This window comes from Chitiniphilus purpureus, assembly GCF_025642115.1.
Lineage (GTDB): Bacteria > Pseudomonadota > Gammaproteobacteria > Burkholderiales > Chitinibacteraceae > Chitiniphilus > Chitiniphilus purpureus.
Map to the genome: position 1 here is coordinate 2,892,152 of NZ_CP106753.1, position 26,006 is coordinate 2,918,157.

Consider the following 26,006-nt stretch of genomic DNA (forward strand, 5'->3'; position numbering starts at 1 on the left):
CTCACGCCACAGGCGCGGGCTGCCGCGCGGTGGGAACGATATCGTTGGCGATCACCTCGCCGAACGGTCCGGTCAGATTCTGCTTCTGCGGCGGCGGCACATGATCGAGCGGCAGCAGCGGGAACAGCAGCTCGGCCACGCGATACGATTCCTCGAGGTGCGGATAGCCCGAGAGGATGAAGGTCTCGATGCCGAGCGCGTGGTATTCCTTGACCAGCGCGGCCACTTCCTCGGCACTGCCGACGAGGGCAGTGCCCGCGCCGCCGCGCACCAGGCCCACGCCGGCCCACAGATTGGGATGGATTTCGAGTTGGTCGCGGCGACCGCCGTGCAGCTCGGCCATGCGGCGCTGGCCAACCGAGTCGAAGCGTGCGAAGGCATTCTGTGCGGCGGCGATGGTGTCGTCGGTCACGTACTGGATCAGCTCGTCGGCCGCCTTCCACGCTTGCTCGCTGGTCTCGCGCACGATGATGTGCAGGCGGATGCCGAACTTCACCGTGCGGCCCTGTGCCGCGGCGAGTTCGCGCACCTCGCGAATCTTCTGGGCAACGGCGGCCGGCGGCTCGCCCCAGGTGAGGTAGACGTCGACCTGCTCGGCGGCCAGCGCCTTGGCGGGCTCGGACGAGCCACCAAACCACAGTGGCGGATACGGCTGCTGCACCGGCGGGAACAGCGTCTTGGCGTTCTTCACGGTGAGGTGTTTGCCCTCGAAGTCGACGGTCTCGCCTGACAGCACGCCGCGCCAGATGCGCAGGAACTCGTCGGTCACCTCGTAGCGCTCGGCGTGGGTGAGGAAGCTGCCGTCGCCGTGCTGCTCGTCCGGGTCGCCGCCGGTCACCACGTTGATCAGCAGGCGGCCGTTCGAGATGCGATCGAGCGTGGCGGCTTGGCGGGCCGAGACCGTGGGCGAAATGATGCCGGGGCGGATCGCCACCAGGAATTTCAGGCGCTCGGTCAGCGGTGCGAGCGAGGCGGCCACTACCCAGGAATCCTCGCAAGAGCGGCCGGTGGGGATCAGCACGCCTTCGAAACCGAGGCGGTCGGCCGCCTGGGCGATCTGCGCGAGGTAGCGGTGATCGACAGTGCGGGCGCCGTGCTGGGTGCCAAGGTAGCGGCCGTCGCCGTGGGTAGGGAGGAACCAGAACAGTTTCATGATCGTTATCCTTGGTCGCCACACACAACGCCTAGCCAGCACCGTTGCGCTGGGTTTTGTGTGTGGTTATTAGATGTGGTTCGCTTTGAGGTGATCCGCTTGCTAGCGATAAGTCGCTGGGGGAAGCGGAGCGGATCACGGTTGCCAGACGATGTCCTTCACGGTGACCGGCTTCGGGATGAGCTTGAGCTCGGCGAAGCGGTCGGCGATGCGTTGTTGCTCGGCCACCACCTGTGGCGTGAGCCAGGTGACCTTGAAGCTGGGGCGGCGCTCGATCACCCGTTCGAAGGTGGGCACATCGAGGCCGACGGCGCGGGACAGCACCTGCGCCGCCTCGGCCGGCTGCTTTTCCAGGAAGTCGTCGTTGTCCGACAGCGCATCGAACACGATCTGCAGCAACTTGGCTTCCTTGCTCGCGAACGGCCGGGCGGCGAGATAGAACGACTGGTTGGCCGACAGGCCTTCGCCCGTGGTCAGCACGCGCGGCTTCACCGTTTTCTCGGCGGCGGCGTAGAACGGATCCCAGATCACCCAGGCATCGATCGCCCCGCGCTCGAATGCGGCGCGCGCCTCAGCCGGGGTCAGGTAGGCGGGCTGGATTTCCTCCCACTTGAGGCCGGCCTTGTCGAGCGCACGCACCAAGAGGTAATGCGCGCTCGATCCCTTTTGCAGTGCCACACGCTTGCCCTTGAGCTCGGCGAGCTTCCTGATCGGCGAATCGCTCGGCACCAGGATGGCCGAGGCCTGTGGCTTGGGCGGCTCGAAGCCGACATAGACCAGCGGTGAGCCGGCGGACTGGGCGAAGATCGGCGGCGTGTCGCCGGTCATGCCGACATCGAGCGACCCGGCGGCCAGCGCCTCCAGGAGCTGCGGGCCGGCGGCGAACTCGTGCCACTTCACCGTGTGGCCGCCCTCGGCCAGCCGCTTTTCCAGGATGCCCCGGCTTTTCAGCACAATCAGGTTGAGCGAGCTTTTCTGGTAGCCGATGCGCACTTCAGTGGCATGGGCAGTGCCTGCGACGAGCGCTAAGGCCAGCAAGGGAGCGAGGAGGCGCTTCATGGCGTGATCCTTATTTCTGCGAGACCAGCGCGTCCTTCACCTTGATCGGCTTCGGGATCAGCTTGAGCTCATGGAACACGTCGGCGATCTTCTGCTGGGCTTCGGCCACCTTGGGCGTCACCGGCACCACGCCATAGCTGTAGCGGGCAACGGCCAGCTGCACGATATCGGTCGGCAGCCCCAGCAGCGGCGCAATCTCCTTCACCACTTCGGCCTGGTTCTTTGCGGCCCACGCATCGGTCTTGTCGAGCTCGTCGAGCACAGCGGCCAGCACCTTGGGGTTCTTCTCGGCAAACGGACGGGCGGCGAGGAAGAACTGGTGGTTGGCGACGAGGCCCTTGCCATCGCGCAGCGTGCGGGCGCCCAGTTGCTTCTCGGCGGCGGCGAGGAACGGATCCCAGATCACCCAGGCGTCGACCGAACCGCGCTCGAATGCGGCGCGCGCGTCGGCTGGCGGCAGGTAGACGGGGGTGATGTCGGTCCACTTGAGGCCGGCTTCCTGCAGCGCCTTCACCAAGAGGTAGTGCACGTTGGAACCCTTGTTCAGCACCACCTTCTTGCCCTTGAGTTCCTTCACCGATTTGATCGGCGAATCCTTGGGAATGACGATGGCTTCGGAGATCGGTGCCGGCGGCTCGTTGCCGACGTAGACCAGATTGGCGCCGGCGGCCTGGGCAAAGATGGGCGGTGCTTCGCCGGTGGTGCCGAAATCGATGGCGCCGACGTTGAGGCCTTCCAGCAGCTGCGGGCCGGCCGGGAATTCGACCCAGCGCACGGTGAAGCCCAGCGGTTTCAGACGGGTTTCCAGCGTGCCGCGTGCCTTGAGCACGGTCAGCGTGCCGTATTTCTGGAAGCCGACGCGCAGCTCCTCGGCGGCGGCCGTGGTGGCAACGCTGATTGCGGCGGCAATCAGCAGCGGTTTGATCAGTCGGGACAACATGGGCAGGGCTCCTTGGTCTTGTGTCTGGGATCAGGTATTGGCGGGTCAGATGCTGATGCGTGCCGCGGCAACCTGCCGCGACAGCGCTTCCGGATGCAGCTCGACGCTGCCCGGGTTGGGGAGATGGGCGATCAGGCGGCCGACAGCGTGGTGCAGCCGGGCGTCGATGTCCTCGCCCACCTGGTAGCTGCCGTCTTCCTGCAGTGTGAAATCGCGGTCGGTGGCGTAGACGCCGCCGACGATGTGGCGGGCCTTCAAGGCGGACAGCACCGGTTGCAGCGCGTAGTCCACCGCCAGCAGGTGGCCCGGGCTGCCGCCGGTGGCCAGCGCCAGTGCCGCTTTCTGTTCCAGCGCGCGCTCGGGCAACAGGTCGAGCACCGCCTTGAGCGCGCCGCTGTAGGCGGCCTTGTAGACCGGGGTGGCGACGATGAGGCCGTCGGCGGCGGCCAGGGCGTCGATGAAGCGGCGGATGGCGGGGCTGTCCCAACGGGCGTGGAGGAGATCGTCGCTAGGGAAGTCGGCCAGCGAGAAGGCCTGGGTGCGGGCGCCGTGGCCGGCAAGCAGCGCGCCGGCGCGCTGCAGCAGCGTGGTGGAGCGTGAGCGCTGGCTGGGGCTGCCGGCGAGCAGGACAACGGTGGACATGGGGCGATTCCTCCTGGCGGACCGCTGGATGCGGTTCTATTGCCAAGCGAATATAAGGCCCAGTCTTATATTACTTTTAATACTTTGAAATTCATTTGATATATCAAAACATCAATATCATGCAACCCCTTGGCAGCAGCAACGTCAGCCGAGCTGCTCGGTGAGCCAATTGCGCGCGGCGCCGATCATGCCGGCGTGATTGCCGGCGCTGGCCAGGACGATACGGCTCATGCCATGGAAATCCGGCAGCAGGATCCCATCGATGCTGGCATTGAGTTCGGCCAGGAAGCGCTCACCCCGGCCGGCGATGCCGCCGCCAATCACCACGCGTTCGGGGTTGAAGGCATAGATCAGGTTGACGATGCCGGTGGCGAGCAGGGTCAGCCAGTCGGCCACCAGCCGGGTGAAGGCCGGATCGCCCGCGTCGTAGGCGGCAAAGATGGCACGCCCGTCCAGCCCGATACGGCCGGTCGCCGCCTGCGCCGCATGCACCAGCCCGCGCATCGAGGCGTGGTCTTCCCACAACTTGCCGTTGATGCGCATGTAGCCCCACTCGCCGGCCGCGGCGCGGTGACCGCGATACAACCGCCCGTTGATGACGATGCCGCCGCCGATGCCCGTGCCCACGGCCACCGCAATGTAATGGCTGGCCCCTTGCGCCGCGCCGCGCCAGCCTTCGGCCAGTGCCACACAGTTGACGTCGTTCTCGACAGTCACCGGCAGGCCGAACGCCTGTTGCAGTGCCGCCTTGGGAGAACATCCGATATAGCCGGGCACTGCTTCGGCAGCGGCCAGGATGGTGCCGTGCGCCGGTTCGACCAGCCCCAATGTGCTCAGTGCGATGCCGGCCGGGCATGCCTTCTCGACCCATGGGCGCGCCAGCATCACCAACCGCTCAAGCAACGCCGCACCGCCCTGCCCGGCCTGGGTGGATACCGTTTCGGCATGCAGCACCTCGCCGGCCTGGTCGATGAGGCCGTATTTGATCTGAGTGCCACCGATGTCGAATGCCAGCAGGTTCACGGATGGATCTCCCAATTGATCGGCGTCTTGCCGATGGACTGCAGATAGCCGTTGGCGCTGCGGAAATGCCCGTTGCCGATGAAACCGCGGTGGGCCGACAGTGGCGACGGATGCGGCGATTCAAGCACGTGATGGCGCGCACGGTCGATCAGGGCGCCCTTCTTCTGCGCATAGGCACCCCAGAGCATGAAGACCAGCCCGTCCTGACGTCGCGCCAGTTCCAGTACGAGGTGATCGGTGAAGGCTTCCCAGCCGCGCTTGGCATGCGAAGCGGCGCGGTCCGCCTCCACGGTGAGCACGCTGTTGAGCAGCAACACCCCCTGCTCGGCCCAGGCTTGCAGCAAGCCGTGTCTGGGCGGCGTATAGCCGTAGTCGCGCGCCAGCTCCTGCCAGATGTTGCGCAGGCTGGGCGGTATCCTGACGCCGGGCGGCACCGAAAAGGCGAGGCCGTGTGCTTCGCCAGCGCCGTGGTAGGGGTCCTGCCCCAGGATCACCACCTCGACCCGGGCGGGCGGCACGGCCTCTAGCGCGGCAAACCACCGGTCCTGCGGCGGATAGATGCGCTTGCCCTGGGCCAGCTCGGCCGCCAGGAAATCCGCCAGCCGCTCGAAGCCGGGTGTCTGCGTCGCCGGCGCCGCCAGCTCGCGCCAGCCGGCCGGAATCATCTGTGCCAGCCAGTTCACGGCTGCCCCGCGCGTTCGCGCCGGATCTGTTCGCGATGCCGCCTGAACACCATGCGTTCGAACGCCTCGCGCAGCATGCCTTCGGCTATCGTCCAGCGCACGCCGATCCGATGGCGCCCGGCGGCGGCATCACACGCCACCACCTGCGCCGGCAGGCAAAGCAGGAACGGCAACACCGTGCTGGGGCTGAACGAGAGCCAGCCCGGCTGCCCTGCCGACAGCGGTTCAGGCTGCATCCAGACCGCATGCTCGATACCGATGCGCACGTCGGTCTCGGGCGGCAGGCTAGGGGTCAGCAGCCGGGCCAGCCAGAGCAGCTGCAGGTCGATCTTGGCGTCGCGGGCATCCGGCGCGTCCTCGCCGCCGTGCTCCAGCGCCGTCAACACATCCAGGAAACGCGCCGCCTCGAAGGCGGACTGATCGCCTTGCGCACGCCAGGCCAGCGGCAGGCGCGCGGTAAAATGCACTGCATCGTTCACGGAGGCGTCCTTGCGGTTGAAACCGCTGGATTATAGCGCCGTGGCGATCCCCATCTGCCGCACCCTTTCGTACAGACAGATCGCCGCCGCCGCGCCCACATTGAGCGACTCGACACCCGGTGCCATCGGAATGCGCAGCCGCAGTGTGGCGTGGGCGGCCAGCTCGGCGCTGACGCCCTGCCCCTCCGCCCCCAGCGCCAACGCAAGATTGCCGTCCAGGCGCGCCCGATAAAGATCGACCGCGCCCTCCAGCAGCGTCACCGCAAGCGGGCCGTCGAACCGGGCGGCGAATGCCGGCAGGTCGGCACGCTCGATGATTTCAAGCAGGAAGTGCGCGCCCATGCCGGCTCGCAATACCTTGGGCGACCAGACATCGGCGCAGCCCGCCGACAGCAGCACCTGCGCCACGCCCGCCGCGGCGGCGGTCCGCAGGATGGTGCCGACATTGCCAGGGTCCTGCACCCCATCCAGCAGCAGGCACAGGCCGTCGCGGCGTGGTGCGGGCGGCTGCGGCCAGCTCACCAGCGCCAGTACGCCGGTCGGGCTTGGCAGCTCGGACAGCTCGGCGAACAGCGCAGGATCGAGCAGCGTCACCGGCGCCTGCGCGCGTTGCAGCAACGCATCGATCTCGTGGTTGGCCTGCCCTTGCGGGGTGACGATCACCCGCTCGGGCAGCCAGCCCGCGTCGAGCGCGCTTTGCAACAGATGCGCGCCGTCCAGCAGGGTACGGCGTTCGCGCAGCCGTTCGCGGCGTTGGCCGGCCAGCCGGTGCAGCTGCTTGAACAGCGGATTGTGACGGGAAACGATCGTATCCATTGCAGCAGCTCCGTGGGCAGGCGTCGCGTCAGGACGCACGCCGCGTGCTGTCGGCCAGTGCCGTGCATGCCAGCTGGCAGATGCGACGCAACGACTGGTAGTCGCCGTCGACCAGCGGGGCTTCGACGCTGCGGTCGGCGAACAACACGCCCAACGGCTTGTCGCCCACGAACAGCGACATCGCACAGAAATCCGCGCCGCCGATCTGTGTGGTCAGATGCTCAGGCAGCAAGGCGGCCCATTCGCGCCGCTTGTCGCCACGCAGCCAGACACATTGCGGCTTTTGCAGCAGCTGGGAGAACAGCGTGGGCGGGTCCAGCGCCAGTTCCAGCCGGCACAGCGGGTCGTCCTGGACCGCACCGTGGGTGAAGCGGGTACGCAGCAGCCGCCCGTCCTGGGTGAGCAGGATCAGTGCGATACGGCGCATTGTCAGCCCTTCGGCCAGCGCACGTACCACCAGCGAGACGATCTGGTTGGCGGGCACGCCCTGCCTGCCGGCCAGATGCAGCGCCTGCAGCCGTTGTGCCAACGGATCGGGACGCAGCGGGGCGGACGCCGGCGCGGCGGGCAGCGGCCAATCCCCCGGCAGCATCGGCAACCAGCGCGCTGCCGGCCAGAAGCCGGCCGTCTCGGCGTAGTCGCGCCCGGCGCAGGTCAGCGCCTGTGTCGTTGCGACGCGCCAGACGGCATCGATGGGCTGCTGCAGTACCTGGGCGATCACCTGCAACCTGCCCTGCAGCGCCGGCTGCCACCATCCATGCTGCATGTCCTGCGCCAGATGCAGCGCCGCCTGGTGCAACACCTGGCGGGGACCGGCTTCGCGTGGCTCGTCGCACAGCGTACGCACCGCTTCGGGGATGTGCCATGCGCCGAGCAACTGCGGCAGCATCGCCGGCGTCACGACGTGCGTGGGATCGAGCAGGCCGAGCAGAGCCGGTATGCCATGCAGCAGCGCACCGGCGAGTATTTCCTCGGGCCGGGCGTCGTGGCGGCGGTGGGCAAATTCGCGCGCCAGCCCGGCGGCAAAGCGGATCTCCAGCACCGCGGAGCGATAGCGCCGGTAGCGCGTCTCGTCCCCGGCCAGCAGCTCCTCCACGGTGGGGCCACGCGCGAAGCGTTCGACAAAGGGCGCGACGCCGTACAGCATCACCGCGTTGTCGATGGCAATCACATCCGCGGACAGGCCGCTGCGACTGCGCTGATTGGCCGCACGCAGCACCTGGGCCACCAGCAGCGGATCGCGTTGGACGATGTCCGCCACCTCCTGCGGCTGGACACGCTCTGCCCGGCGTGCCAGCGGCAGCAACCGCTCGCGCGAGGTTTGCAGCATCGGCAACGCCTTGCTGTGCCAGGTGGCGGCCTGATCCGAGGTCAGCGTTGCCATACCAGCAGTTCGCTGCGCTTCCAATCACCCACCGCGATGCGCTCCAGCGGCGGCTGGTCGGGGATGGCAAAGCTGTTGCTGATGAAGAGTGCACCGTGCGGCAGTTCGCGCCTGAGCTTTTGCCACAGCGCCGGCATCGCCACCGGCGACAGGTAGGCGTAGACCACATCGTAATCCGCCAGCGGATGGGCAAAGAGATCCTCGCGCACCCATTGCACGTCGCGTCGCGCCGCAAAGCGCAGCCGGCCGATCAGCCAGGGCAGCCAGGCGGCCTCGACGCCGCAGGCACGCACGTCGGGCCGATGGCGCACCAGCCAGGCAAGCACCGTACCGGTGCCGGCACCCAGATCGACGAAGCGCGCCCCGGCAGGCAGGCAGCGGCCCAGGTGCGCCAGCGCGTGCCGGTTGCTCAGATACAGCGGCACGCCGCTCTTGAGCACGCCGCCGTACACCACCGCCAGGAGCGCGAAGGCGGCAAGCCAGAACCAGGCCGGCAGGGCCAACTGCAGCGTTGCCGTCGTGGCCAGCGGAAACACAAAATGGATGACGCGCCACCAGCGCCCGTGGTGCAGGGCCGGCGCGGACAGCATCGCAAGCACCGCACACCCCAACGCGAACGGCCAGGGGGCCGCTGCCAGTCCGAGCTGGGCAAAGACTGCCCAGGTCAACAGGGCCGCCGCCGCCTGCAGCGCCAGGAGGCGCACCATCCGGATCATTGCGTGGGGGCCTTGGGCGCAACCGCGCTGGCAGCCCCGTCATCGCCCATCCCGGCCTGATCGCGGATGTCCTGCTCCGCGTCCTTGTTCAGCACCACGATACTGATGCGCCGGTTGACCGGGTTGTAGATGTTCTTGGTATCGAGCGGGACTTCTTCGGCAAAACCGTTGACGCGCAGCACCTTCTGATTGGCGACGCCGCCAGCGATCAGCTCACGGCGTGAGGCATTGGCTCGCTCGGCCGACAGCTCCCAGTTGCTGAAGCCGCTCTGCCCGCCGGCGTACTGCTGTGCGTCGGTATGGCCTGACAGCGAGATGGCGTTCGGCACGTCGTTGAGCAATTGCGAGATCTCGTGCAGTACGTCGCGCGCATACGGTTCAAGCTCGCTGCTGCCGGACTTGAACATCGGGCGGCTCTGCGCATCGACGATCTGGATGCGCAGGCCCTCGGCCACCATGTCCAGGCGCAGCTGGCTCTTGAACTGCGCAAGCTTGGTGTTCTGCTGCGCCTTGTCATTGATCATGGTTTCGAACTTGCGCTTCAGTTCCGACAGCCGTTTGCGGTCGCGGGCGATCTCGGTTTCCTCGTTGCCACCCTTCTTCATCTGCCCGGCATCCTGGGTCAGATCACGCCCGCCACCCTGGATCAGCGATTCTGCGGCACCGGCGCCGCTGCCGCCCTGGCTGGCAACCTTGAACGGATTGTTGAAGTAGTCGGCAATCCCCTTGAGGTTGCCCTTGGACACCGAGCCGAGGAGCCACATCAGCAGGAAGAACGCCATCATCGCGGTGACGAAATCGGCATACGCGATCTTCCAGGCGCCGCCGTGATGGCCGTGCCCGCCCTTCTTGATGCGCTTGACGATGATGGGGCGTTGCGAGTCGTCGCTCATCTGCGGCTACCGCGTACCGACCGGCTGCTACTTGCTCTTGGCATTCTTGACGAAGTCCTCGAGTTCCTTGAACGAAGGACGCTCGGCCGACGGCAGCGCCTTGCGCCCGAACTCCACCGCCACTTGCGGCGCATAGCCGTTCAGGCTCGCAAGCAGCGTCACCTTGATCGCGCTCAGCACCGTGTGGTCCTCGGCCGCCTTGTTTTCCAGGATGGTGGCAAGCGGGCCGACGAAACCGTACGCCAGCAGGATCCCGAGGAAGGTGCCGACCAGGGCGGCGCCGATCAGCCCCCCCAGCTCCGAAGGCGGCAGGTGCAGCGAACCCATGGTATGCACCACACCCATCACCGCCGCCACGATACCAAAGGCCGGCAGGCCGTCGGCGAGCTTGGAGATCGCACCGGCAGGCACCGCCGCCTCGTGGTGGTGCGCGTCGATCTCGACGTCCATCAGGTTCTCGATCTCGAAGGCGTTGAGATTGCCACCGACCATCAGGCGCAGGTAGTCGGTCATGAACTCGACCACGTGGTGATCGTGGCCGACCTTGGGATATTTGGAGAACAGCGGACTGTTGTGCGGGTCTTCGACATCGCCTTCGATCGACATCAGACCTTCCTTGCGCACCTTCGAGAGAATCTCGAACTGCAGTGCGAACAAGTCCATGTAGAAGGCCTTGTTGTACTTGGATCCCTTGAAGAGTGAAGGGAGCGCCTTGAGGGTGGCCTTGAGGGGCTTGCCGCCGAAGCCAACGATCATCGCGCCCAGCGCGCCACCGAAGATGATGACGATTTCGGAGGGCTGCCAAAGCACGCCGAGGTGCCCGCCGTGCGCGGCATACGCCCCGAAAATACAGGCGGACATGAAGATGTAGCCGATGATGACGAACATGTGTTCGGAATACCTGTACGGAATCGTTCTTATCGTGATCTGGCTGGCACCGGCAAAATTTGCCGCGCGCTGTGCATATTAGGTTTTGACGCCAGCCGTGGCAATCACGGTTTCACCGCATCAGTCTTGCGCACCGTCCCAGAGCCGGCCCTGCGCACAGGCGGCCCGCACCGGGCCGAAGCTGCGGCGGTGCACGGGGCTTGGGCCCAGCCGCGCCAGCGCGTCGAGGTGCTCGGCAGTGGGATAGCCCTTGTGCTTGGCGAAGCCGTAGCCCGGATAACACTGATCCAGGCGCAACAGGTCGCGATCGCGCGCCACCTTGGCCAGGATGGAGGCCGCCGAGATCGCGGCGACCTTGGCATCGCCCTGGACAATGGCCGTGGCCGGCATCGTCAGCCCTGGCGGCACGCGGTTGCCGTCGATCAGCGCCTGCTGCGGTGGCGTGGCCAGCGCCTCGACGGCGCGGCGCATTGCCAGCATGGTGGCATGCAGGATATTGAGCGCGTCGATCTCCTCGCAGCTGGCCTCGGCGATCGCCCAGGCCAGCGCACGTGCCTGGATCTGCGCAAACAGCGATTCGCGCTGGCGGGCGCTCAGTTTCTTGGAGTCATCCAGGCCGATCAGGCCATGGTCGTCAGGCAGGATGACGGCCGCCGCGAACACCGCGCCCGCCAACGGCCCCCGTCCTGCCTCATCGACGCCGCACACCAGCATCAGCGTGCCTTCTGCAGCAATGAGACGATGACTTCGGCCGCCTGTTCGGCCCCGCCGCACTGCAGCGATTCGTGCAACTGGGCAAAGCGGGCGGTCAGCGCCGCGCTTGCCTCGGGGTCTTCGATGAAGGCCGCCAGCTGCGCAGACAGCTTTTCCGGGGTGGCGTCATGCTGCAACAGCTCGGGCACGATGCGCTCGCCCGCCAGCACATTGGGCAGGCTCACGTACGGGATCTTCAGCTTGCGCCGGACCAGCCAATAGGTGATCCGGCTGATCCGGTAGGTGACCACTGTCGGCCGCTTGGCCAGCATGGCTTCCAGTGCCGCTGTGCCGGATGCGACCAGGATGGCGTCGGCCGCCATCATCGCTTCGTGCGCATGGCCGAACATCAACCGGAACGGCAGGTCCTGCGCCCCCAGGCGCCAGATCGCGTCCTCGAACAGCCGGCGGGTCTCACGCGTCACCAGCGGCACCAGGAACAGCGCCTCGGGATAGCGCCCATGCAGCAGCTGGGCGGTACGCACAAAGAGTTCGGCGTGCATCTCCAGTTCGCTGACGCGGCTGCCGGGCAGCAACGCAAAGGCGAGGCGCTTCTCCGGCAGGTCCAACAGCTCGCGGAGCGCCGCCTGGTCCGGCACCATGGGAAACTGGGCGGCAAGCGGATGACCGACGTAGGTGGCCGGAATGCCTGCCTCGCGGTAGATCGCCGCTTCGAACGGAAAGAGCAGCAACACATGCGAGGCGGCGCGCCCGATCTTCTTGAGCCGTTCGGCGCGCCAGGCCCAGACCGACGGGCTGACGTAATGCACCGACTGCAGCCCCGCCTCGCGCGCCGCGCGCTCCAGGCCCAGGTTGAAATCAGGCGCATCGATGCCGATCACGAGATCAGGACGCTCCTTGACGATGGCGCGCTTCAGCCGCCGCCGGATGCCCAGCAGCTCGGGCAGGTGGCGCAGCACTTCGATATAGCCGCGCACCGAGAGCTTGGCCATCGGTACGATGGAATGCGCGCCGGCGGCGATCATCCGCGGGCCGGCAATGCCGGCGAAACGCGCGTCGGGCAGGCGGCGCTGCACCGCCCGGATCAGGTCGGCGCCCAGCAGATCGCCTGAAGCCTCGCCGGCGACGATGGCCACACGCGGCCCTTTGCCGCCCGGTGCAAACAAGGTGTCGCTCATGCTGTCACGATCAACGGATGATGCCGCGCCGGCTCAGGGCAAAGAAATCCACATACGGTTGCAATTCGGGCTGGGTCGACGCCAGCGCTTCGATCTGCTCGCGTGCCTGCTCGTAGGACAGCCCGTCACGGTATAGCAGCTTGTAGGCACGCTTGACGTTGGCGATCTGCTGCGCGTCGAACCCGCGTCGCTTCAGCCCTTCGATGTTCAGGCCACGCACCTGCGCACGGTTGCCCTCGCAGATGGCAAAGGCCGGCAGGTCCTGCACGATGATGGAACCGCCGCCCGCCATCGCATGCGCGCCGATCACGCAGAACTGGTGGATGGCCGCGAGCCCGCCCAGCACCACCCAGTCGCCCACGTGGACATGGCCGCCGAGCGTGACCGAGTTGGCGAACACCACATGGTTGCCGATGCGGCAGTCATGGCCGATATGCATGTAGGCCATCAGCCAGTTGTCGTCGCCGATGACGGTCTCGCCGCCGTCCTGCTGCGTGCCCACCGATACCGTGACGCATTGGAAGAAGGTGTTGCCCTCGCCGATCAACAGTCGCGTCGGCTCGCCCTGGTATTTCTTGTCCTGCGGCGGGCAGCCGATATGCCCGCCCGGGTGGAAGCGGTTGCACTTGCCGATCTCGGTGACGCCCCCGATCACCACATGGGCGCCAACCTCGCTGCCGGCGCCGATGCGCACGTCCGGACCGATGATGGCATAGGGACCGACCACGACATCGTCGGCAAGCTCGGCCTTGGAATCAACGACGGCCGTGGGATGGATGAAAGCCATGACGGAACTTCCGGGAGGGACGATACGATGGGCTGGGGAATACGCGTTATTGCGCGGTGGGCGCCTGGCGCTCCGCGAACATCAGATCGCCCTCGGCAGCCAGCTCCTCACCCACATAGGCCTTGGCCGTGTACTTGCCGATGCCCCGCTTCTGCGCGACCAGCTCGACGCACAAGGTCAGCGTGTCGCCAGGCAGCACCTGCCGTTTGAAGCGGGCATTGTCGATGCCGGCAAACAGGTAGAGCGTGCCGCTGTCGGCCGTCTTGTTCTCGCTCTTGAACGCCAGCACACCCGCCGCCTGTGCCAGCGCCTCGATGATCAGCACGCCGGGCATCACCGGGTATTGCGGGAAGTGGCCGATGAAGAACGGCTCGTTCATGGTCACGTTCTTGACCGCCTTGATCGACTTGCCAAGCTCAAGCTCAAGCACCCTATCGACTAGCAGGAACGGGTAACGGTGGGGCAGATACTTCAGGATGTCCTGGATATTCATGATGCTCATGCTTGTTCCCCCGCGGGCGGCGCCAGCGTCGCCAGTTTTTTTTCAAGAAACTTCACGCGTTCAACCAATTGGTCCAGATGGCGCAGCTGCGCCGCATTCTTCAGCCAGTCGGCATGGCCCTGCATCGGATAGGAGCCGGAATAGACGCCAGGACGGTGTATGGTCTTGGCCACCAGCGTGCCGCCAAGCACGACCACGCCGTCACAGATGCTCAGATGGCCGCTGATCATCGCCGCGCCGCCGATCTGGCAACGCGCACCGATCCGTGCCGAGCCCGCGATGCCGACGCATCCGGCGATCGCCGTGTGCTCGCCGATCTGGACGTTGTGGGCTACCTGGATCAGATTGTCCAGGCGCGCACCGTCGCCGATCACGGTATCGTCGAGCGCGCCCCGGTCGATGGTGGTATTGGCACCGATCTCGACATCATGGCCGATGCGCACCCGCCCCAGTTGCGGGATCTTCTCCCAATGATCATGTGCCCAGGCGTTGCCAAAGCCATCCGAACCGATGACCGCACCAGGGTGGACGATGACGCGGTCACCCAGCTCGCAGCCGGCCGCCACCACCACCCGCGGATGCAACACGCAACCTTCGCCGATGCACGCGCCCTCCCCCACATAGGCCTGGGCGCCGATCACCGAACCTGCACCGATGCGCGCCCCGGCTTCGATCACCGCCCCAGGCCCGACCTGCGCCTGCGGATGCACCACCGCGGCGGCATCGACCATGGCGGCGGGATGGATGCCGGGCACCAGCGGTGCACGCGGATGCAGCAGCTGCGCCACGCGGGCGTAGTAGGCGTAAGGATCGGGGGTGACGATGCAGGGTGTCTCAAGCGCAGCCGCGTCCTGCTCGCGCGCAATCAGTGCGGCGGCGGCGCTAGCGCGGGCACTATCGAGGAATTTGGCCTGGGCGATGAATGCGATCTGGCCGGGCCCCGCCCGCTCCAGGCTCGCGACCGCATCGACGCTGACATCGTCGCCTCGCAGCACGCCACCCAGCCTTGCAATGAGTTCGGAGAGGCGCATGCTCGCACTCACTTGTCGGCCAACAGCTTGAGCACTTTGTCGGTGATGTCGATCTTCGGGTTGCGCCAGGCCGCTTCCTGCAGGATCAGGTCGTATTTCTCACCGTTGGCGATCTGCTGGATCGCGTTGTTGACGCGCTCTTGCAAGCCGGCAAGCTCCTCGTTGCGGCGGGCATTGAGGTCCTCGTTCAGTTCGCGCTGCATCCGCAGGAAATCCTGGTTCAGGCGGACCAGCTCGCGCTCGCGCGCCTTGCGCTCAAGCTCGGGCAGGCTGTTCTTTTCCATGCCCTGCTGCAGCGCCTTGCCCTGCGCCGACACCTTCTGCAATTCCTGGCGCCGCACTTCGAACTCCTTCTCCAGCCGCTTGGTGGCACGGATGGCCGGAGCCGACTCGCGCAGGATGCGTTCGGTATCGACCACGCCGATCTTGAGCTCGGCGCTGGCGACAGCGGAAACCATCATCAACAACACGCCGATCATGCTTGCGATACAGTGCTTCATCTGACCACCCCGAATCCTGGCATACCCTTGCCACTGCTAGAACACATTGCCCAACTGGAACTGGAAGCCCTTGGTCTCGTCGTCGTCCTTGGCCCTGAAGGGCTTCGCCCATGACAGCTTGATCGGACCGATCGGGGAGATCCAGGTGAAGGCGACGCCGGCCGAATAGCGCAGGTCGTCCACCGCAGGATCGGTCCCGGAAGCCCAGATGCCACCGGCGTCGGCAAAGACGCTCAGCCGGGTGGACTTGTCGTCCTTCATCCCGGGGATGGGGAACAGGAGCTCGAAGTTGTTGACCAGCTTCTTGTTGCCGCCCATCCCATCGCCGTTCTCGTCCTTGGGGCCGATTGTGCCGTAATCGTAACCACGGACCGACGAGACCCCACCAGCGTAATAGTTCTTGTAGAACGGGAATTCGCTGTTGTTGTACTGGTCGCCCCAGCCCACATCGATGTTCCACAACAGGCTGGTGTTGCCCCAGATCGGGATGAACAGCTGATTGGAAAAATTGAACTTGTAGTAGTCCAGATCCGAGCCGGGGATGGTGATTTCCCCGCCCACGGTCGTCAGCATGCCACGCGTGGGGTAGGCGGCGCTGTCGCGGGTATCGCGCGACCAGGACAGCGAAGCGCCGAACGTGCTGTTGGTGGCACCGTGGCGATCGATGAACTCGAGTACGCGGTTGGGCGAATCCGAGGTGGTCTGCAGTTTCAGCGTTTCGGCCGAGAGGCCGAAGTTGATGCGGTTGGTTTCCGAGGTCGGGAAGCCGAAGCGCACGCTGCCGCCGTAGGCCGAGGTGGAATAGTCGCCGATGTCCAGCTCGGACGGATCGGTATCGCGCCGATAGAGGTTATAGCCCACCGAAACGCCGTCGGGCGTCATATAGGGCTCGAGCAGCGAGAACGAGTAGACCTTGTTCGCGCTGGAATTGTTGAATTCGCCGCTGAACTGCTTGCCTGAGCCAAGGAAGTTGTTCTGCGACAGCGACAGCACGAACACCACCCCTTCGGACTGGCCGTAACCCGCGCCGATATTGAACTGACCGGTCTTCTTCTCAGTCACGCTCACGTTCATGTCGACCTGGTCGGGCGCATCGGACACCGGCGCGGTGTCGATGTTCACTTCACCGAAGTAGTCAAGCTGGTTGAGCCGCTGACGCGAACGTTTGATCTTGGAACCGTCGTACTGCGCCGATTCAAGCTGGCGCAATTCACGCCGGATCACCTCGTCCCGGGTGAGGTTGTTGCCGCTGACATTGATGCGACGTACATACACCTTGCGACCTGGGTCGACATAGATGGTGAAGGCGACTGTGTGCTTTTCCTTGTCGATCTGCGGTACGGCATTGACGTTGGCGAAGGCGTAGCCTTCGTCACCCAGCCGGTCGGCGATCGCCGCGGTGGATTTGTTGAGCTTCTGCCGCGAAAAGATCTCGCCCGCCTTGATCTCGACCAGCTCCTGCAACGCCTGCTGCCCCAGCACCGTTTCGCCGACGACCTTCACATCACTGACCGAATACTGGGCCCCCTCGCTCACGTTGATCGTCAGATAGACCGATTCACGGTCTTCCGAGATCGCCACCTGCGTGGAGTCGACATTGAATTCGAGATAGCCCCTGTCCAGGTAATAGGAGCGCAGCACCTCCAGATCGGCCTGCAGCTTGGGCTTGGAATACTGGTCCGAGCGGGTGTACCACGTCATCCAGTTGGACGTGGTCAGCGCCATCTCCTGCAGCAGATCGTCTTCCTCGAAAGCCTTGGCACCCACGATATTGATACGCTCGATGCGCGCCACTTCGCCTTCGGCGATATCGAACTGCACCCCGACCCGGTTGCGCTCGAGCTTGGTGACCTGCGCCTTGACGATGACCGAGTAGCGCCCGCGGGCGTAGTACTGCTGCTTGAGCTCGTTCACCGCCGCATCAAGCACACCCTGCTCGAAGATCCGCCCCTCGGCGAAGTTCTGGCCGCGCAGCGCCTGGCGGATCTGATCCTTTTCGAGCAGCTTGGCACCGTTGATGTTGATCTGCGCGATGGTCGGCCGCTCCTGCACCGTCACCAGCAGCGTCTCGCCATCGCGCTCGATGCGCACGTCCTCGAAGAATCCGGTGGCGAACAGTGCCTTGATCGACTCGGTGGCGCGGCCATCGTCAAAGCGCTCACCGACCTTGACCGGCAGGTAGTTGAACACCGTTCCAAGATCGGTACGCTGCAGCCCTTCCACCCGGATATCACGGACCGTGAAGGGATCGATGGCCCAGGCAGCGGCAAGCGTCGAGCCGAACATGGCCGCGAGCAACAGATGAAGCGGTTTTAGTTTCATTGTGTGCAGGTCGGGAAGGGATAATCAGCCCGGGATGAACCGATTGAAATCGTTGAAGAGCGCAAGCGCCATCAAGCCGAGCAGCACCAACAGGCCGATGCGCTGCCCCAGGGCTTCGAGGCGGGCTGAAACCGGGCGGCCGGTCAGCAATTCGGCGGTATGATACATCAAATGCCCGCCATCCAGCAGCGGGATGGGCAACAGGTTCAGCACCGCCAGGCTCAGGCTGATCAAGGCCAGGAAGTCGATATAGACCGACAGACCCGCGCGGGCACTTTCCCCGGCATACACCGCGATGGTCAGCGGACCGCTGATCTGATCGAGCCCGGTCCGGTCAGCCAGCATGCGCCAGAACATGGCCAGCGTCAGCCGCGTATAGGTCCACGCCTTGTCCAGCCCTTGCAGCAGCGCCTCGATGGGGCCGAACTGCAACCGCACCTGATGCTGCGCCCAGCGCGCCTCATCCACCGCAGGTGCGATTCCCAGCCGGCCGATGTTGCGTGCACCGTGCCGGACACTGTCCGGCACCGCCGTGACGGTCTTCAGCACCCCGGCACGCGCCAGCGTGAGCCGGATCTCGGTGCCGCCCAGCCGGGCGATCCTTGCCTGCAGTACCGACCAGTCGCCAATGGGCTCGCCATTAAGGGCGGTGATCCGGTCGCCCGGCTGCAGGCCGGCGCGCGCGGCGGCACCGCCCGGTGCCACATTGGCGATCCGGGTGGACAACGGCGCGGCTGTCAGGCCAAGCCGCCCCAGCAATTGTGGTTCGATCTGCGCGACGGCGATCGGCGGCAGCTGCACGGCGTGCTCGCCCTGGCCGGGTGTACGCACCACCAGCGACACCGGCGTACCCGATCCAGCCGTATCGATCAGGGCGATGAAGAGCTGATCCCACGTGGCGGTGGCGCGCCCATCGACCGACAGGATCTCGTCACCGCTGCGCAGCCCGGCACGCGCAGCCGGCGAGTCGGCCACCACTTGGCCGGCAATGGCGCGGATGCCGTCGTATCCCCAGGCATTCAACCCCCAGTAGAGCCCGCACGCCAATATCAGATTGGCCAGCGGCCCGGCCACCACCACTGCGATCTTCTTCAGGGGCGGCTGCCGATTGAACGCGCGCGCGGCCTCGGACGCCGGCACAGTGCCGTCGCGCTCGTCGAGCATCCTCACATAGCCGCCCAGCGGCAGCATCGCCAGCTGCCAAGTCGTTTCGCCACGCCGCCAGGTCAGCAGTGGCTTGCCAAAGCCGATCGAGAAGGTGAGCACCTTCACCCCGCACCGCTTGGCGACCCAATAGTGGCCATACTCGTGCACTGTCACCAGCAGGCCCAGCGTCACGATGAAGGCCAGCAGGGTCAGCATGGTGCGATCAAGGCACCGCTGCGGGCAATCCAGGCGTGGGCCGCATCGCGTGCCACCCGGTCGGCAGCCATCAGTGCATCCAGATCGTCGGCGGGCAGGCCGCCATGCTGTGCCAGCACCGCCTCGATCAGCGCGGCGATCCGGGGAAAGGAGAGTTGCCGTTCAAGGAAGGCAGCCACTGCCACTTCATTGGCGGCGTTGAGCACCGCGGTGGCGGCGCCACCGCTCGCCAGCGCTTCGAACGCCAGCCGCAGGCAGGGAAAGCGGGCAAGGTCCGGGGCTTCGAAATCCAGTCGGCCGACACTGAACAGATCGAGCGCCTTCACGCCGGAGACGACCCGCTCCGGGTACGCAAGGCCATAGGCGATCGGAGTGCGCATGTCCGGTGTGCCAAGCTGCGCCAGTACCGAACCGTCGGCATACTCCACCATCGAATGGACGATGCTCTGCGGATGCACCACCACCGAGATCTCGTGCGGCAGCGCATTGAACAGCCAGCGGGCCTCGATCACCTCCAGCCCCTTGTTCATCAGGCTGGCCGAGTCGACCGAGATCTTGCGGCCCATGGACCAGTTCGGATGCTTGATCGCCTCTTCCGGGGTGATGGCGGCAAAGCTCTCCTGCGGCCGCGAGCGGAACGGCCCGCCCGATGCGGTCAGCAGGATGCGGGTGACGCCAGCCTCGCCCAGCGAGGCGGCATAGGGATGCTCGCGATGCGCGCGCGGCAACACCTGGAAGATGGCATTGTGCTCGCTGTCGATGGGCAGGAGTTCCGCACCGCTAGCGTTGATCGCATCCATGAAGAGGCGACCGGCCAGGACCAGCGTCTCCTTGTTGGCGAGCAACACCCGCTTGCCGGCGCGGGCGGCGGCCAGGGTCGGACGCATGCCGGCCGCACCGACGATGGCGGCCATCACCGTATCCACCTCGGCGGCGCTTGCCACCTGTTCCAAGGCCGCCTCGCCGCACAGCACCTCGGTATCGCTGCCTGCGGCGCGCAGGCGTTTCGCCAGCCGCTCCGCAGCCTGCTCGACCAGGACCACCACATAGCGGGGCGAAAAAGCGAGGGCCTGCTCGTACAACCGGTCCAGCTGCGAGGCACCGGTCAGCGCGTACACCCGATAGCGCCCGGGGTAACGGGCGACGACGTCGAGCGTGCTGGTTCCGATGCTGCCCGTGGCACCAAGGACAGTCAGGGTTCGAATAGCGGTGGACATCGGCATCCCGTTTACAGCAACCAGTAGATCAGCGGCAGCGCCAGGGGCATCAGTGCAATCAGGCTGTCGATGCGGTCGAGCACCCCGCCGTGGCCGGGCAGCAGCGCGCTGGAGTCCTTCAGCCCCGCCTGTCGCTTGAACAGCGACTCCAGCAGATCACCCACGATCGAGATCACCATCAGCGCCAGCGCGGCCACCAGGCAGCGCCACCATGAAAAATCGAAGTGCCAGGACAGCGCCGCGGCATACAGGGCGACCGCGATCGCCGCGCCTGCCACCCCTTCCCAGGTCTTGCCCGGACTGATCGCCGGGGCAAGCTTGTGCCGGCCGAAGGCCTTGCCCGAGAAGTACGCCGCCGTATCGGCGATCCAGGCCACCGCAAAGACGGCCAGCACGCCCACCGGGCCAAGGTGGCCGCGCAGTGCGACCAGGCTCAGGCCCGCGCCGAGCAACAGCAGGAAGCCGATCGGCAGGCCGCGCGCCAGCGTGCGGGTCAACGGCCAGCGCCAGCGCAACCAGGCCGGCGCGGCGATCAGCCAGAAGAGCACGGTCGCCAGCACCACCGGCCACCAGGGTGCATCGATCAGCGGCACTGCGGCAGGCGCGAGCCCGGCGATGCCGGCGGCCACGAAGAGCGGCAGCACCCCCGCCCGCCAGCCATGAACGCCGCACAGCCGGCTCCATTCCCATGCGCCAAGGCCGCAGACCAGCGCCACGAACGCCACCCAGCCCATGTGGGGCAACAGGAACAGCGCCGCCAGCACCAGCGGCAGCAGGACCAGCGCGGTCAGGATCCGGGTCTTCAGCATCCGCTGACTGCCTGCAGCTGTTCGCTGGTCCGGCCGAACCGCCGTTCACGGCCCTGGTACCAGGCGATCGCGTCGTCGAAGGCCTTCTGGCCGAAATCAGGCCAGAGCAGGTCGGTGAAATAAAGTTCGGTATAGGCAAGCTGCCACAACAGGAAATTGCTGATGCGCTGCTCGCCACCGGTACGGATGAAGAGGTCAGGCTCGGGCGCGTAGCTCATCGCCAGATAGGGAACGAGGTCCTCCTCGCTCACCTGCCCGCTCCGCTCCGGATGTTCGGCATGCAGCCGGTTGAGCGCATGCAGCACATCCCAGCGGCCGCCGTAGTCGGCGGCGATGGACAGGGTCAATCCGCTATTGGCTGCGGTGCGTGCCTCGGCGGTCTCGATCAGCGTCACCAGTTCGGGCGAGAATTTCTCACGGTTGCCGACGATCTTGAGCCGGATGCCGCGCTCATGCATGCGCTCGATCTCGGAATCGAGCACCCGCAGGAACAGGCCCATCAGAAAGGAGACTTCGTCGGCCGGGCGTCGCCAGTTCTCGCTGCTGAACGCAAACACCGTCAGGAAACGCACGCCCAGTGCGTCACACGCCTTGACCGTCTCGCGCAACGCATCCACGCCGCGCTTGTGGCCGAAGATGCGCGGCATCAGGCGTTGCTTGGCCCAGCGGCCGTTGCCATCCATGATGATGGCGACATGACGGGGCACGCTGGGCGGATCGGCGGGCACCTCGCGGGTGGAACTGCGGAAAATGGCCACGGCGATCGCCTTATACGGTCATCAGCTCTTTTTCTTTGTCGGCCAGCAGCTTGTCGACCTCGGCGATGAATTTGTCGGTCAGCTTCTGCACCTCGTCCTGGCCGCGGCGCTCGTCGTCCTCGGAGATCTCCTTGTCCTTGAGCAGGCGCTTGAGCTGATCGTTGGCATCGCGCCGGACGTTGCGCACCGCCACGCGCGCGCTCTCGGCCTCGCCCCGCACCACCTTGGTCAGGTCGCGGCGGCGCTCTTCGGTCAGCATGGGCATGGGCACGCGGATGACATCGCCCTGCGAAGCCGGATTGAGGCCGAGGTCGGAGTCACGGATGGCCTTTTCGATCTTGGCGACCATGTTCTTTTCCCAAGCCTGCACGCCGATGGTGCGCGCGTCGATCAGCGTGACCGCCGCCACCTGGTTCACCGGGGTGGGCGTGCCGTAGTAATCGACCTGCACATGATCGAGCAGGCCGGTATGGGCACGGCCGGTGCGTACCTTGGCCAGATCCGCCTTCAGCGTCTCGATCGTCTTGTGCATCTTGGTTTCGGTGTTCTTCTTGATGTCGGCAATCATAAGGCTATCCTTTTGCTGCGAAAGCAAACAGGCGGATGGGGTTCCGCCTGTTCGACGCCCCGCGTCCGCTCACGCTTGGGGCGAACGCCCGGGACAATGTTCCTGCGGACTGCTGATCGGCAGTTGGCGCCGTAAACTCAGCAGTGTACCAGCGTGCCTTCGTCTTCCCCAAGCACCACCCGCTTGAGCGCGCCTTGCTTGAAGATGCTGAATACGCTGATGTTCATCTTCTGGTCGCGGCACAGCGCGAAGGCGGTGGCATCCATCACCTTAAGGTTGCGGCCGATCGCCTCGTCGAAGGTCACGCTCTGGTAGCGGACCGCGTCGGGGTTCTTCTTCGGATCATCGGTATAGACCCCGTCGACCTTGGTGGCCTTGAGCACGATGTCCGCGCCCACTTCCATGCCGCGCAACGCTGCGGCGGTATCGGTGGTGAAGAAGGGGTTGCCGGTGCCCGCGCCGAAGATCACCACCTTGTTCTCTTCCAGATAGCGGATCGCCTTGCCGCGGATATAGGGTTCGGCCACTTGCTGGATGGTGAGGGCGCTCTGCACCCGGCTGACCACACCGGCGTGGCGCATGGCGTCCTGCAGCGCCAAGGCGTTCATCACCGTTGCCAGCATGCCCATGTAGTCCGCGGTGGCGCGATCCATGCCGGCCGCCGCCGGCGCCACACCGCGGAAGATGTTGCCGCCACCGATGACGATGGCGACCTGCACGCCCAGATCGACCACGTCCTTGATCTCGCCGACGATACGCTCGATCGTGACGCGGTTGATGCCGTAGCTATCCTCACCCATCAGCGCTTCGCCGGAGAGTTTCAGGAGGATGCGTTTGTACTTGGGCGTTTGACTCATGCAGGTTTCCTTTTCAGGTGCGGGCAATTGGCAGGTGTGGAAACGCCGCGCGTTGCCGCGCGGCGTTTCCACGGATACAAGGCCGGGCAACAGCCTTGCGGATCAGACCTTGGCGGCGGCGGCCACTTCGGCGGCGTAGTCCACCACTTTCTTTTCGATGCCTTCACCGACCACGAACAGCGTGAAAGCATTCACCTTGGCCGAGTTGGACTTCAAGAGCTGCTCGATGGTCTGCTTGTCGTCCTTGACGAAAGGCTGGCCCAGCAGGGTGACATCCTTCAGGAACTTCTGCACCGTGCCTTCGGCGATCTTTTCGAGCATGGCTTCGGGCTTGCCCGCTTCCTTGGCGCGTTCGATGGCAACGCGGCGCTCGGTTTCGATCAGGTCGGCCGGCACGCCGCTCACATCCAGCGACTTGGGTTTGGAGGCGGCGATATGCATCGCGATGTCCTTGCCCAGCTGTTCCGCACCGCCTTCGAAATCGACCAGCACGCCGATCTTGGCGCCATGCAGGTAGGCGGCCAGTTGGCCTGCGGTGGTGTAGCGCACGAAGCGGCGCAGCGTGATGTTCTCGCCCAGCTTGGCGACGATGGCCTTGCGGGCCTCTTCGACGGTCTCGCCCGATGCGGTCTTGACATTGGCCAGGGCCTCGACGTCAGCGGCATCGGACTTGGCGGCAGTCTCGGCGGCGGCACGGGCAAAGCCGAGGAAGCCTTCATCCTTGGCAACGAAGTCGGTTTCACAGTTCACTTCAAGCAGCGCACCCAGCTTCTTGTCGTCGCTGATGAAGGTCACCACCGTGCCTTCAGCAGCGGTACGGCCGGCCAGCTTGGAAGCCTTGTTGCCGGACTTGATCCGCAGCACTTCCTCGGCCTTCTTGATGTCGCCGTCGGCCTCGACCAGCGCCTTCTTGCACTCCATCATGCCCATGCCGGTCATTTCGCGCAGCTCGGCAACCATCTTTGCGGTGATTTCCGCCATGATGTACTCCTAGGATGTATTCAATGTTACGAAAAAGGGGCTGGTAGGCCCCTTTTTCAATGGATGATCGCAGCGCTGTATTACGCCTCGGCGCTGGTAGCCGCTTCGACGATTTCCTGAATGGCCTGGTTACGGCCTTCGAGCACGGCGTCGGCGACGGCACGGGCATACAGGCGGATCGCGCGGCTGGAATCGTCATTGCCCGGGATCACGTAATCGATGCCCTGCGGATCGTTGTTGGTATCGACCACGCCGATCAGCGGAATGCCAAGCTTCTTGGCTTCGATGACGGTGCCGTGCTGGTAACCGGTGTCGACGATGAAGATCGCGTCGGGCAAGCCCTTCATCTCCTTGATACCGCCGAGCGAGCGTTCGAGCTTCTCGACTTCGCGCTTGATGTCGAGCAGTTCCTTCTTGCCATAGCCGCTGCTTTCGTCGGCGAGGATGGCCTGCATATCTTCAAGGCGCTTGATCGACTGCTTGACCGTCTTGTAGTTGGTCAGCATGCCACCCAGCCAGCGATGATCGACGAACGGGCTGCCGGAGCGCTTGGCTTCCTCGGCAATGATCTCGCGGGCCTGACGCTTGGTGCCGACGAAGAGGACGCTACCCTTGTTGGCCGACAGGCGGCGCACGAACTTGAGCGCCTCCTCCAGCAACGGCAGGGTCTTTTCCAGATTGATGATGTGGATCTTGTTGCGCGCACCGAAGATGTACTGCCCCATCTTCGGATGCCAGTAACGGGTTTGATGGCCGAAGTGGACGCCGGCCTCGAGCATTTCACGCATGCTAATCGACATGGATGCAACTCCAGATAAGGGTTATGGCCTACCGTCCGCGCGACACCAGGGCGGATGCCCCGGCACCCTTAAGGTGCGGACCGGGAAGATTTCCGCAAAATGCGGAGCGCGAGATTATAGCCGCCCCGCAGCCAACCTTTCAAGGCACAGTGCATTCGGGGATGCGTTGGCCCGCGCACACGCCGGCCAACCGCGTCGTTGCCTCGTGCAGCAACGCGCCGTCATTGAGCGCCTGCGCCACCTGGACCAGCAGGCGCAGGTCGTCGGCCAGAAAGCCCGGCTCGGCAAGCACCCGGTCAAGCGCGATCGCTGCTTCGAGCGGTGCCCGGGCTGCGGCAGGCTCGCCACGTTGCAGCCGGGCCTGTGCGATCAACCGCAGCGCCGCGGCACGCTCCACCGCCGGCACGTCCTCGCCTTGCGCCAACACGGCCTGCGCCAGGCGCTCGGCTGCACCGGGATCGGTGGGCAGCGCCAGGCGCGCGGCCAGGTTGTCCAGCTGCACCGCGATGACGCACGGCGCAGTACACAGCGCGCGTGCCTGCGCCAGCCTACCGGCGGCCTCCTGTGCATCGTCGGCGATCGCCAGCAAGGCAAGTTGATAGGCGGCCCGCACGCGCTGCGCCTGCGCGAACAGACCCTGCCCGGGCATGTCCAGCAGCACATTGCGCGCCGCCGCGCGCTGCTGCTGCCGCGCGAATGCCTGCGCCAGCCCCAGCCTCGCCTCGCCCTGGCCACGCCAATCATCGATGCTGCGGTAGGCATCGAACGCGGACTGCCACGATGCGGCCGCGTCCTGATAACGCTCGGCGGCGTAGGCGCGATTGCCTGCCTGCATCGCCGCTTCGGCAAGCCGCACGCGCGCGGGCTTCTCGGCCTTGGGCCCGCTGGCCCCGCATCCCAACAGCATGGCCAGCAACAATGACGACACAAGGGCGCGCATGGCG

28 protein-coding genes are annotated in these 26,006 nt (G+C 65.6%); all 28 read right to left on the minus strand.

Annotated elements, in window-relative coordinates:
* Nucleotide 1: 1 nt before the first annotated feature.
* The 28 genes from ssuD to N8I74_RS13460 all read right to left on the minus strand — a co-directional run bounded on the left by ssuD (nt 2) and on the right by N8I74_RS13460 (nt 26,002).
* On the minus strand, nt 2–1,153 hold the full coding sequence (gene ssuD, locus N8I74_RS13325; RefSeq protein WP_263123591.1) for an FMNH2-dependent alkanesulfonate monooxygenase: 1,152 nt from the start codon (nt 1,151–1,153) through the stop codon (nt 2–4).
* 135 nt (nt 1,154–1,288) lie between these two features.
* Complete coding sequence (locus N8I74_RS13330) at nt 1,289–2,212, minus strand: sulfonate ABC transporter substrate-binding protein (protein ID WP_263123592.1); 924 nt, start codon at nt 2,210–2,212, stop codon at nt 1,289–1,291.
* 10 nt (nt 2,213–2,222) lie between these two features.
* Entirely contained in the window at nt 2,223–3,152 is a 930-nt protein-coding gene (locus N8I74_RS13335) for a sulfonate ABC transporter substrate-binding protein (protein WP_263123593.1), read from the minus strand.
* 45 nt (nt 3,153–3,197) lie between these two features.
* A complete protein-coding gene (gene ssuE / locus N8I74_RS13340; RefSeq protein ID WP_263123594.1) occupies nt 3,198–3,794 on the minus strand; it encodes an NADPH-dependent FMN reductase in 597 nt (198 codons plus the stop codon).
* 144 nt (nt 3,795–3,938) lie between these two features.
* Complete coding sequence (locus N8I74_RS13345) at nt 3,939–4,817, minus strand: ROK family protein (protein WP_263123595.1); 879 nt, start codon at nt 4,815–4,817, stop codon at nt 3,939–3,941.
* Nucleotides 4,814–5,482, minus strand: coding sequence for a uracil-DNA glycosylase (gene ung / locus N8I74_RS13350; protein WP_408611923.1), 669 nt, complete (start codon nt 5,480–5,482; stop codon nt 4,814–4,816). Before ung ends, N8I74_RS13345 begins: the two co-directional genes overlap by 4 nt.
* A gap of 14 nt (nt 5,483–5,496) precedes the next feature.
* Nucleotides 5,497–5,979, minus strand: a complete 483-nt coding sequence (locus N8I74_RS13355; RefSeq protein WP_263123597.1) for a PilZ domain-containing protein — start codon at nt 5,977–5,979, stop codon at nt 5,497–5,499.
* Between the two features lie 30 nt (nt 5,980–6,009).
* Entirely contained in the window at nt 6,010–6,795 is a 786-nt protein-coding gene (locus N8I74_RS13360; protein ID WP_263123598.1) for a TrmH family RNA methyltransferase, read from the minus strand.
* A 28-nt stretch (nt 6,796–6,823) separates the two neighbouring features.
* Entirely contained in the window at nt 6,824–8,179 is a 1,356-nt protein-coding gene (locus tag N8I74_RS13365; RefSeq protein ID WP_263123599.1) for an HDOD domain-containing protein, read from the minus strand.
* Nucleotides 8,167–8,886: a class I SAM-dependent methyltransferase gene (locus tag N8I74_RS13370; protein WP_263123600.1), complete on the minus strand. Its 720-nt coding sequence runs from the start codon at nt 8,884–8,886 to the stop codon at nt 8,167–8,169. The genes N8I74_RS13365 and N8I74_RS13370 overlap by 13 nt, the downstream gene beginning before the upstream one ends.
* A 5-nt stretch (nt 8,887–8,891) precedes the next feature.
* Complete coding sequence (gene motB, locus N8I74_RS13375; protein WP_263123601.1) at nt 8,892–9,788, minus strand: flagellar motor protein MotB; 897 nt, start codon at nt 9,786–9,788, stop codon at nt 8,892–8,894.
* 27 nt (nt 9,789–9,815) lie between these two features.
* Nucleotides 9,816–10,676 carry a flagellar motor stator protein MotA gene (gene motA / locus N8I74_RS13380; protein WP_263123602.1) on the minus strand — a complete coding sequence of 287 codons (861 nt, stop codon included), beginning with the start codon at nt 10,674–10,676 and terminating at the stop codon, nt 9,816–9,818.
* Nucleotides 10,677–10,796: 120 nt separating this feature from the next.
* On the minus strand, nt 10,797–11,390 hold the full coding sequence (gene rnhB / locus N8I74_RS13385; protein ID WP_263123603.1) for a ribonuclease HII: 594 nt from the start codon (nt 11,388–11,390) through the stop codon (nt 10,797–10,799).
* On the minus strand, nt 11,390–12,568 hold the full coding sequence (gene lpxB / locus N8I74_RS13390) for a lipid-A-disaccharide synthase (protein ID WP_263123604.1): 1,179 nt from the start codon (nt 12,566–12,568) through the stop codon (nt 11,390–11,392). Before lpxB ends, rnhB begins: the two co-directional genes overlap by 1 nt.
* A 10-nt stretch (nt 12,569–12,578) precedes the next feature.
* Nucleotides 12,579–13,355 (minus strand): acyl-ACP--UDP-N-acetylglucosamine O-acyltransferase, encoded by a 777-nt coding sequence (gene lpxA / locus N8I74_RS13395; protein ID WP_263123605.1) that lies wholly within the window; start codon nt 13,353–13,355, stop codon nt 12,579–12,581.
* Nucleotides 13,356–13,401: 46 nt separating this feature from the next.
* Complete coding sequence (fabZ, locus tag N8I74_RS13400) at nt 13,402–13,857, minus strand: 3-hydroxyacyl-ACP dehydratase FabZ (protein ID WP_263123606.1); 456 nt, start codon at nt 13,855–13,857, stop codon at nt 13,402–13,404.
* Entirely contained in the window at nt 13,854–14,888 is a 1,035-nt protein-coding gene (lpxD, locus tag N8I74_RS13405) for a UDP-3-O-(3-hydroxymyristoyl)glucosamine N-acyltransferase (RefSeq protein ID WP_263123607.1), read from the minus strand. Before lpxD ends, fabZ begins: the two co-directional genes overlap by 4 nt.
* Nucleotides 14,889–14,896: 8 nt before the next feature.
* Nucleotides 14,897–15,388, minus strand: a complete 492-nt coding sequence (locus tag N8I74_RS13410) for an OmpH family outer membrane protein (RefSeq protein WP_263123608.1) — start codon at nt 15,386–15,388, stop codon at nt 14,897–14,899.
* Nucleotides 15,389–15,424: 36 nt separating this feature from the next.
* Nucleotides 15,425–17,710, minus strand: a complete 2,286-nt coding sequence (gene bamA / locus N8I74_RS13415; protein WP_263123609.1) for an outer membrane protein assembly factor BamA — start codon at nt 17,708–17,710, stop codon at nt 15,425–15,427.
* A 24-nt stretch (nt 17,711–17,734) separates the two neighbouring features.
* The gene (rseP, locus tag N8I74_RS13420) at nt 17,735–19,072 is read right to left on the minus strand and encodes an RIP metalloprotease RseP (protein ID WP_263123610.1); all 1,338 of its coding nucleotides are present in this window, start codon (nt 19,070–19,072) and stop codon (nt 17,735–17,737) included.
* Complete coding sequence (gene ispC / locus N8I74_RS13425) at nt 19,066–20,289, minus strand: 1-deoxy-D-xylulose-5-phosphate reductoisomerase (RefSeq protein WP_263123611.1); 1,224 nt, start codon at nt 20,287–20,289, stop codon at nt 19,066–19,068. The genes rseP and ispC overlap by 7 nt, the downstream gene beginning before the upstream one ends.
* Nucleotides 20,290–20,300: 11 nt before the next feature.
* A complete protein-coding gene (locus N8I74_RS13430) occupies nt 20,301–21,098 on the minus strand; it encodes a phosphatidate cytidylyltransferase (protein WP_263123612.1) in 798 nt (265 codons plus the stop codon).
* A complete protein-coding gene (gene uppS, locus N8I74_RS13435; protein ID WP_408611924.1) occupies nt 21,092–21,850 on the minus strand; it encodes a polyprenyl diphosphate synthase in 759 nt (252 codons plus the stop codon). The genes N8I74_RS13430 and uppS overlap by 7 nt, the downstream gene beginning before the upstream one ends.
* A 16-nt stretch (nt 21,851–21,866) precedes the next feature.
* Nucleotides 21,867–22,424: a ribosome recycling factor gene (gene frr, locus N8I74_RS13440; protein ID WP_263123614.1), complete on the minus strand. Its 558-nt coding sequence runs from the start codon at nt 22,422–22,424 to the stop codon at nt 21,867–21,869.
* Nucleotides 22,425–22,561: 137 nt separating this feature from the next.
* Entirely contained in the window at nt 22,562–23,281 is a 720-nt protein-coding gene (gene pyrH, locus N8I74_RS13445) for a UMP kinase (RefSeq protein ID WP_263123615.1), read from the minus strand.
* A 102-nt stretch (nt 23,282–23,383) separates the two neighbouring features.
* Nucleotides 23,384–24,262 carry a translation elongation factor Ts gene (gene tsf, locus N8I74_RS13450; RefSeq protein ID WP_263123616.1) on the minus strand — a complete coding sequence of 293 codons (879 nt, stop codon included), beginning with the start codon at nt 24,260–24,262 and terminating at the stop codon, nt 23,384–23,386.
* Nucleotides 24,263–24,342: 80 nt separating this feature from the next.
* On the minus strand, nt 24,343–25,062 hold the full coding sequence (gene rpsB / locus N8I74_RS13455) for a 30S ribosomal protein S2 (protein ID WP_263123617.1): 720 nt from the start codon (nt 25,060–25,062) through the stop codon (nt 24,343–24,345).
* Nucleotides 25,063–25,201: 139 nt separating this feature from the next.
* On the minus strand, nt 25,202–26,002 hold the full coding sequence (locus N8I74_RS13460; RefSeq protein WP_263123618.1) for a hypothetical protein: 801 nt from the start codon (nt 26,000–26,002) through the stop codon (nt 25,202–25,204).
* Nucleotides 26,003–26,006 lie beyond the last annotated feature (4 nt).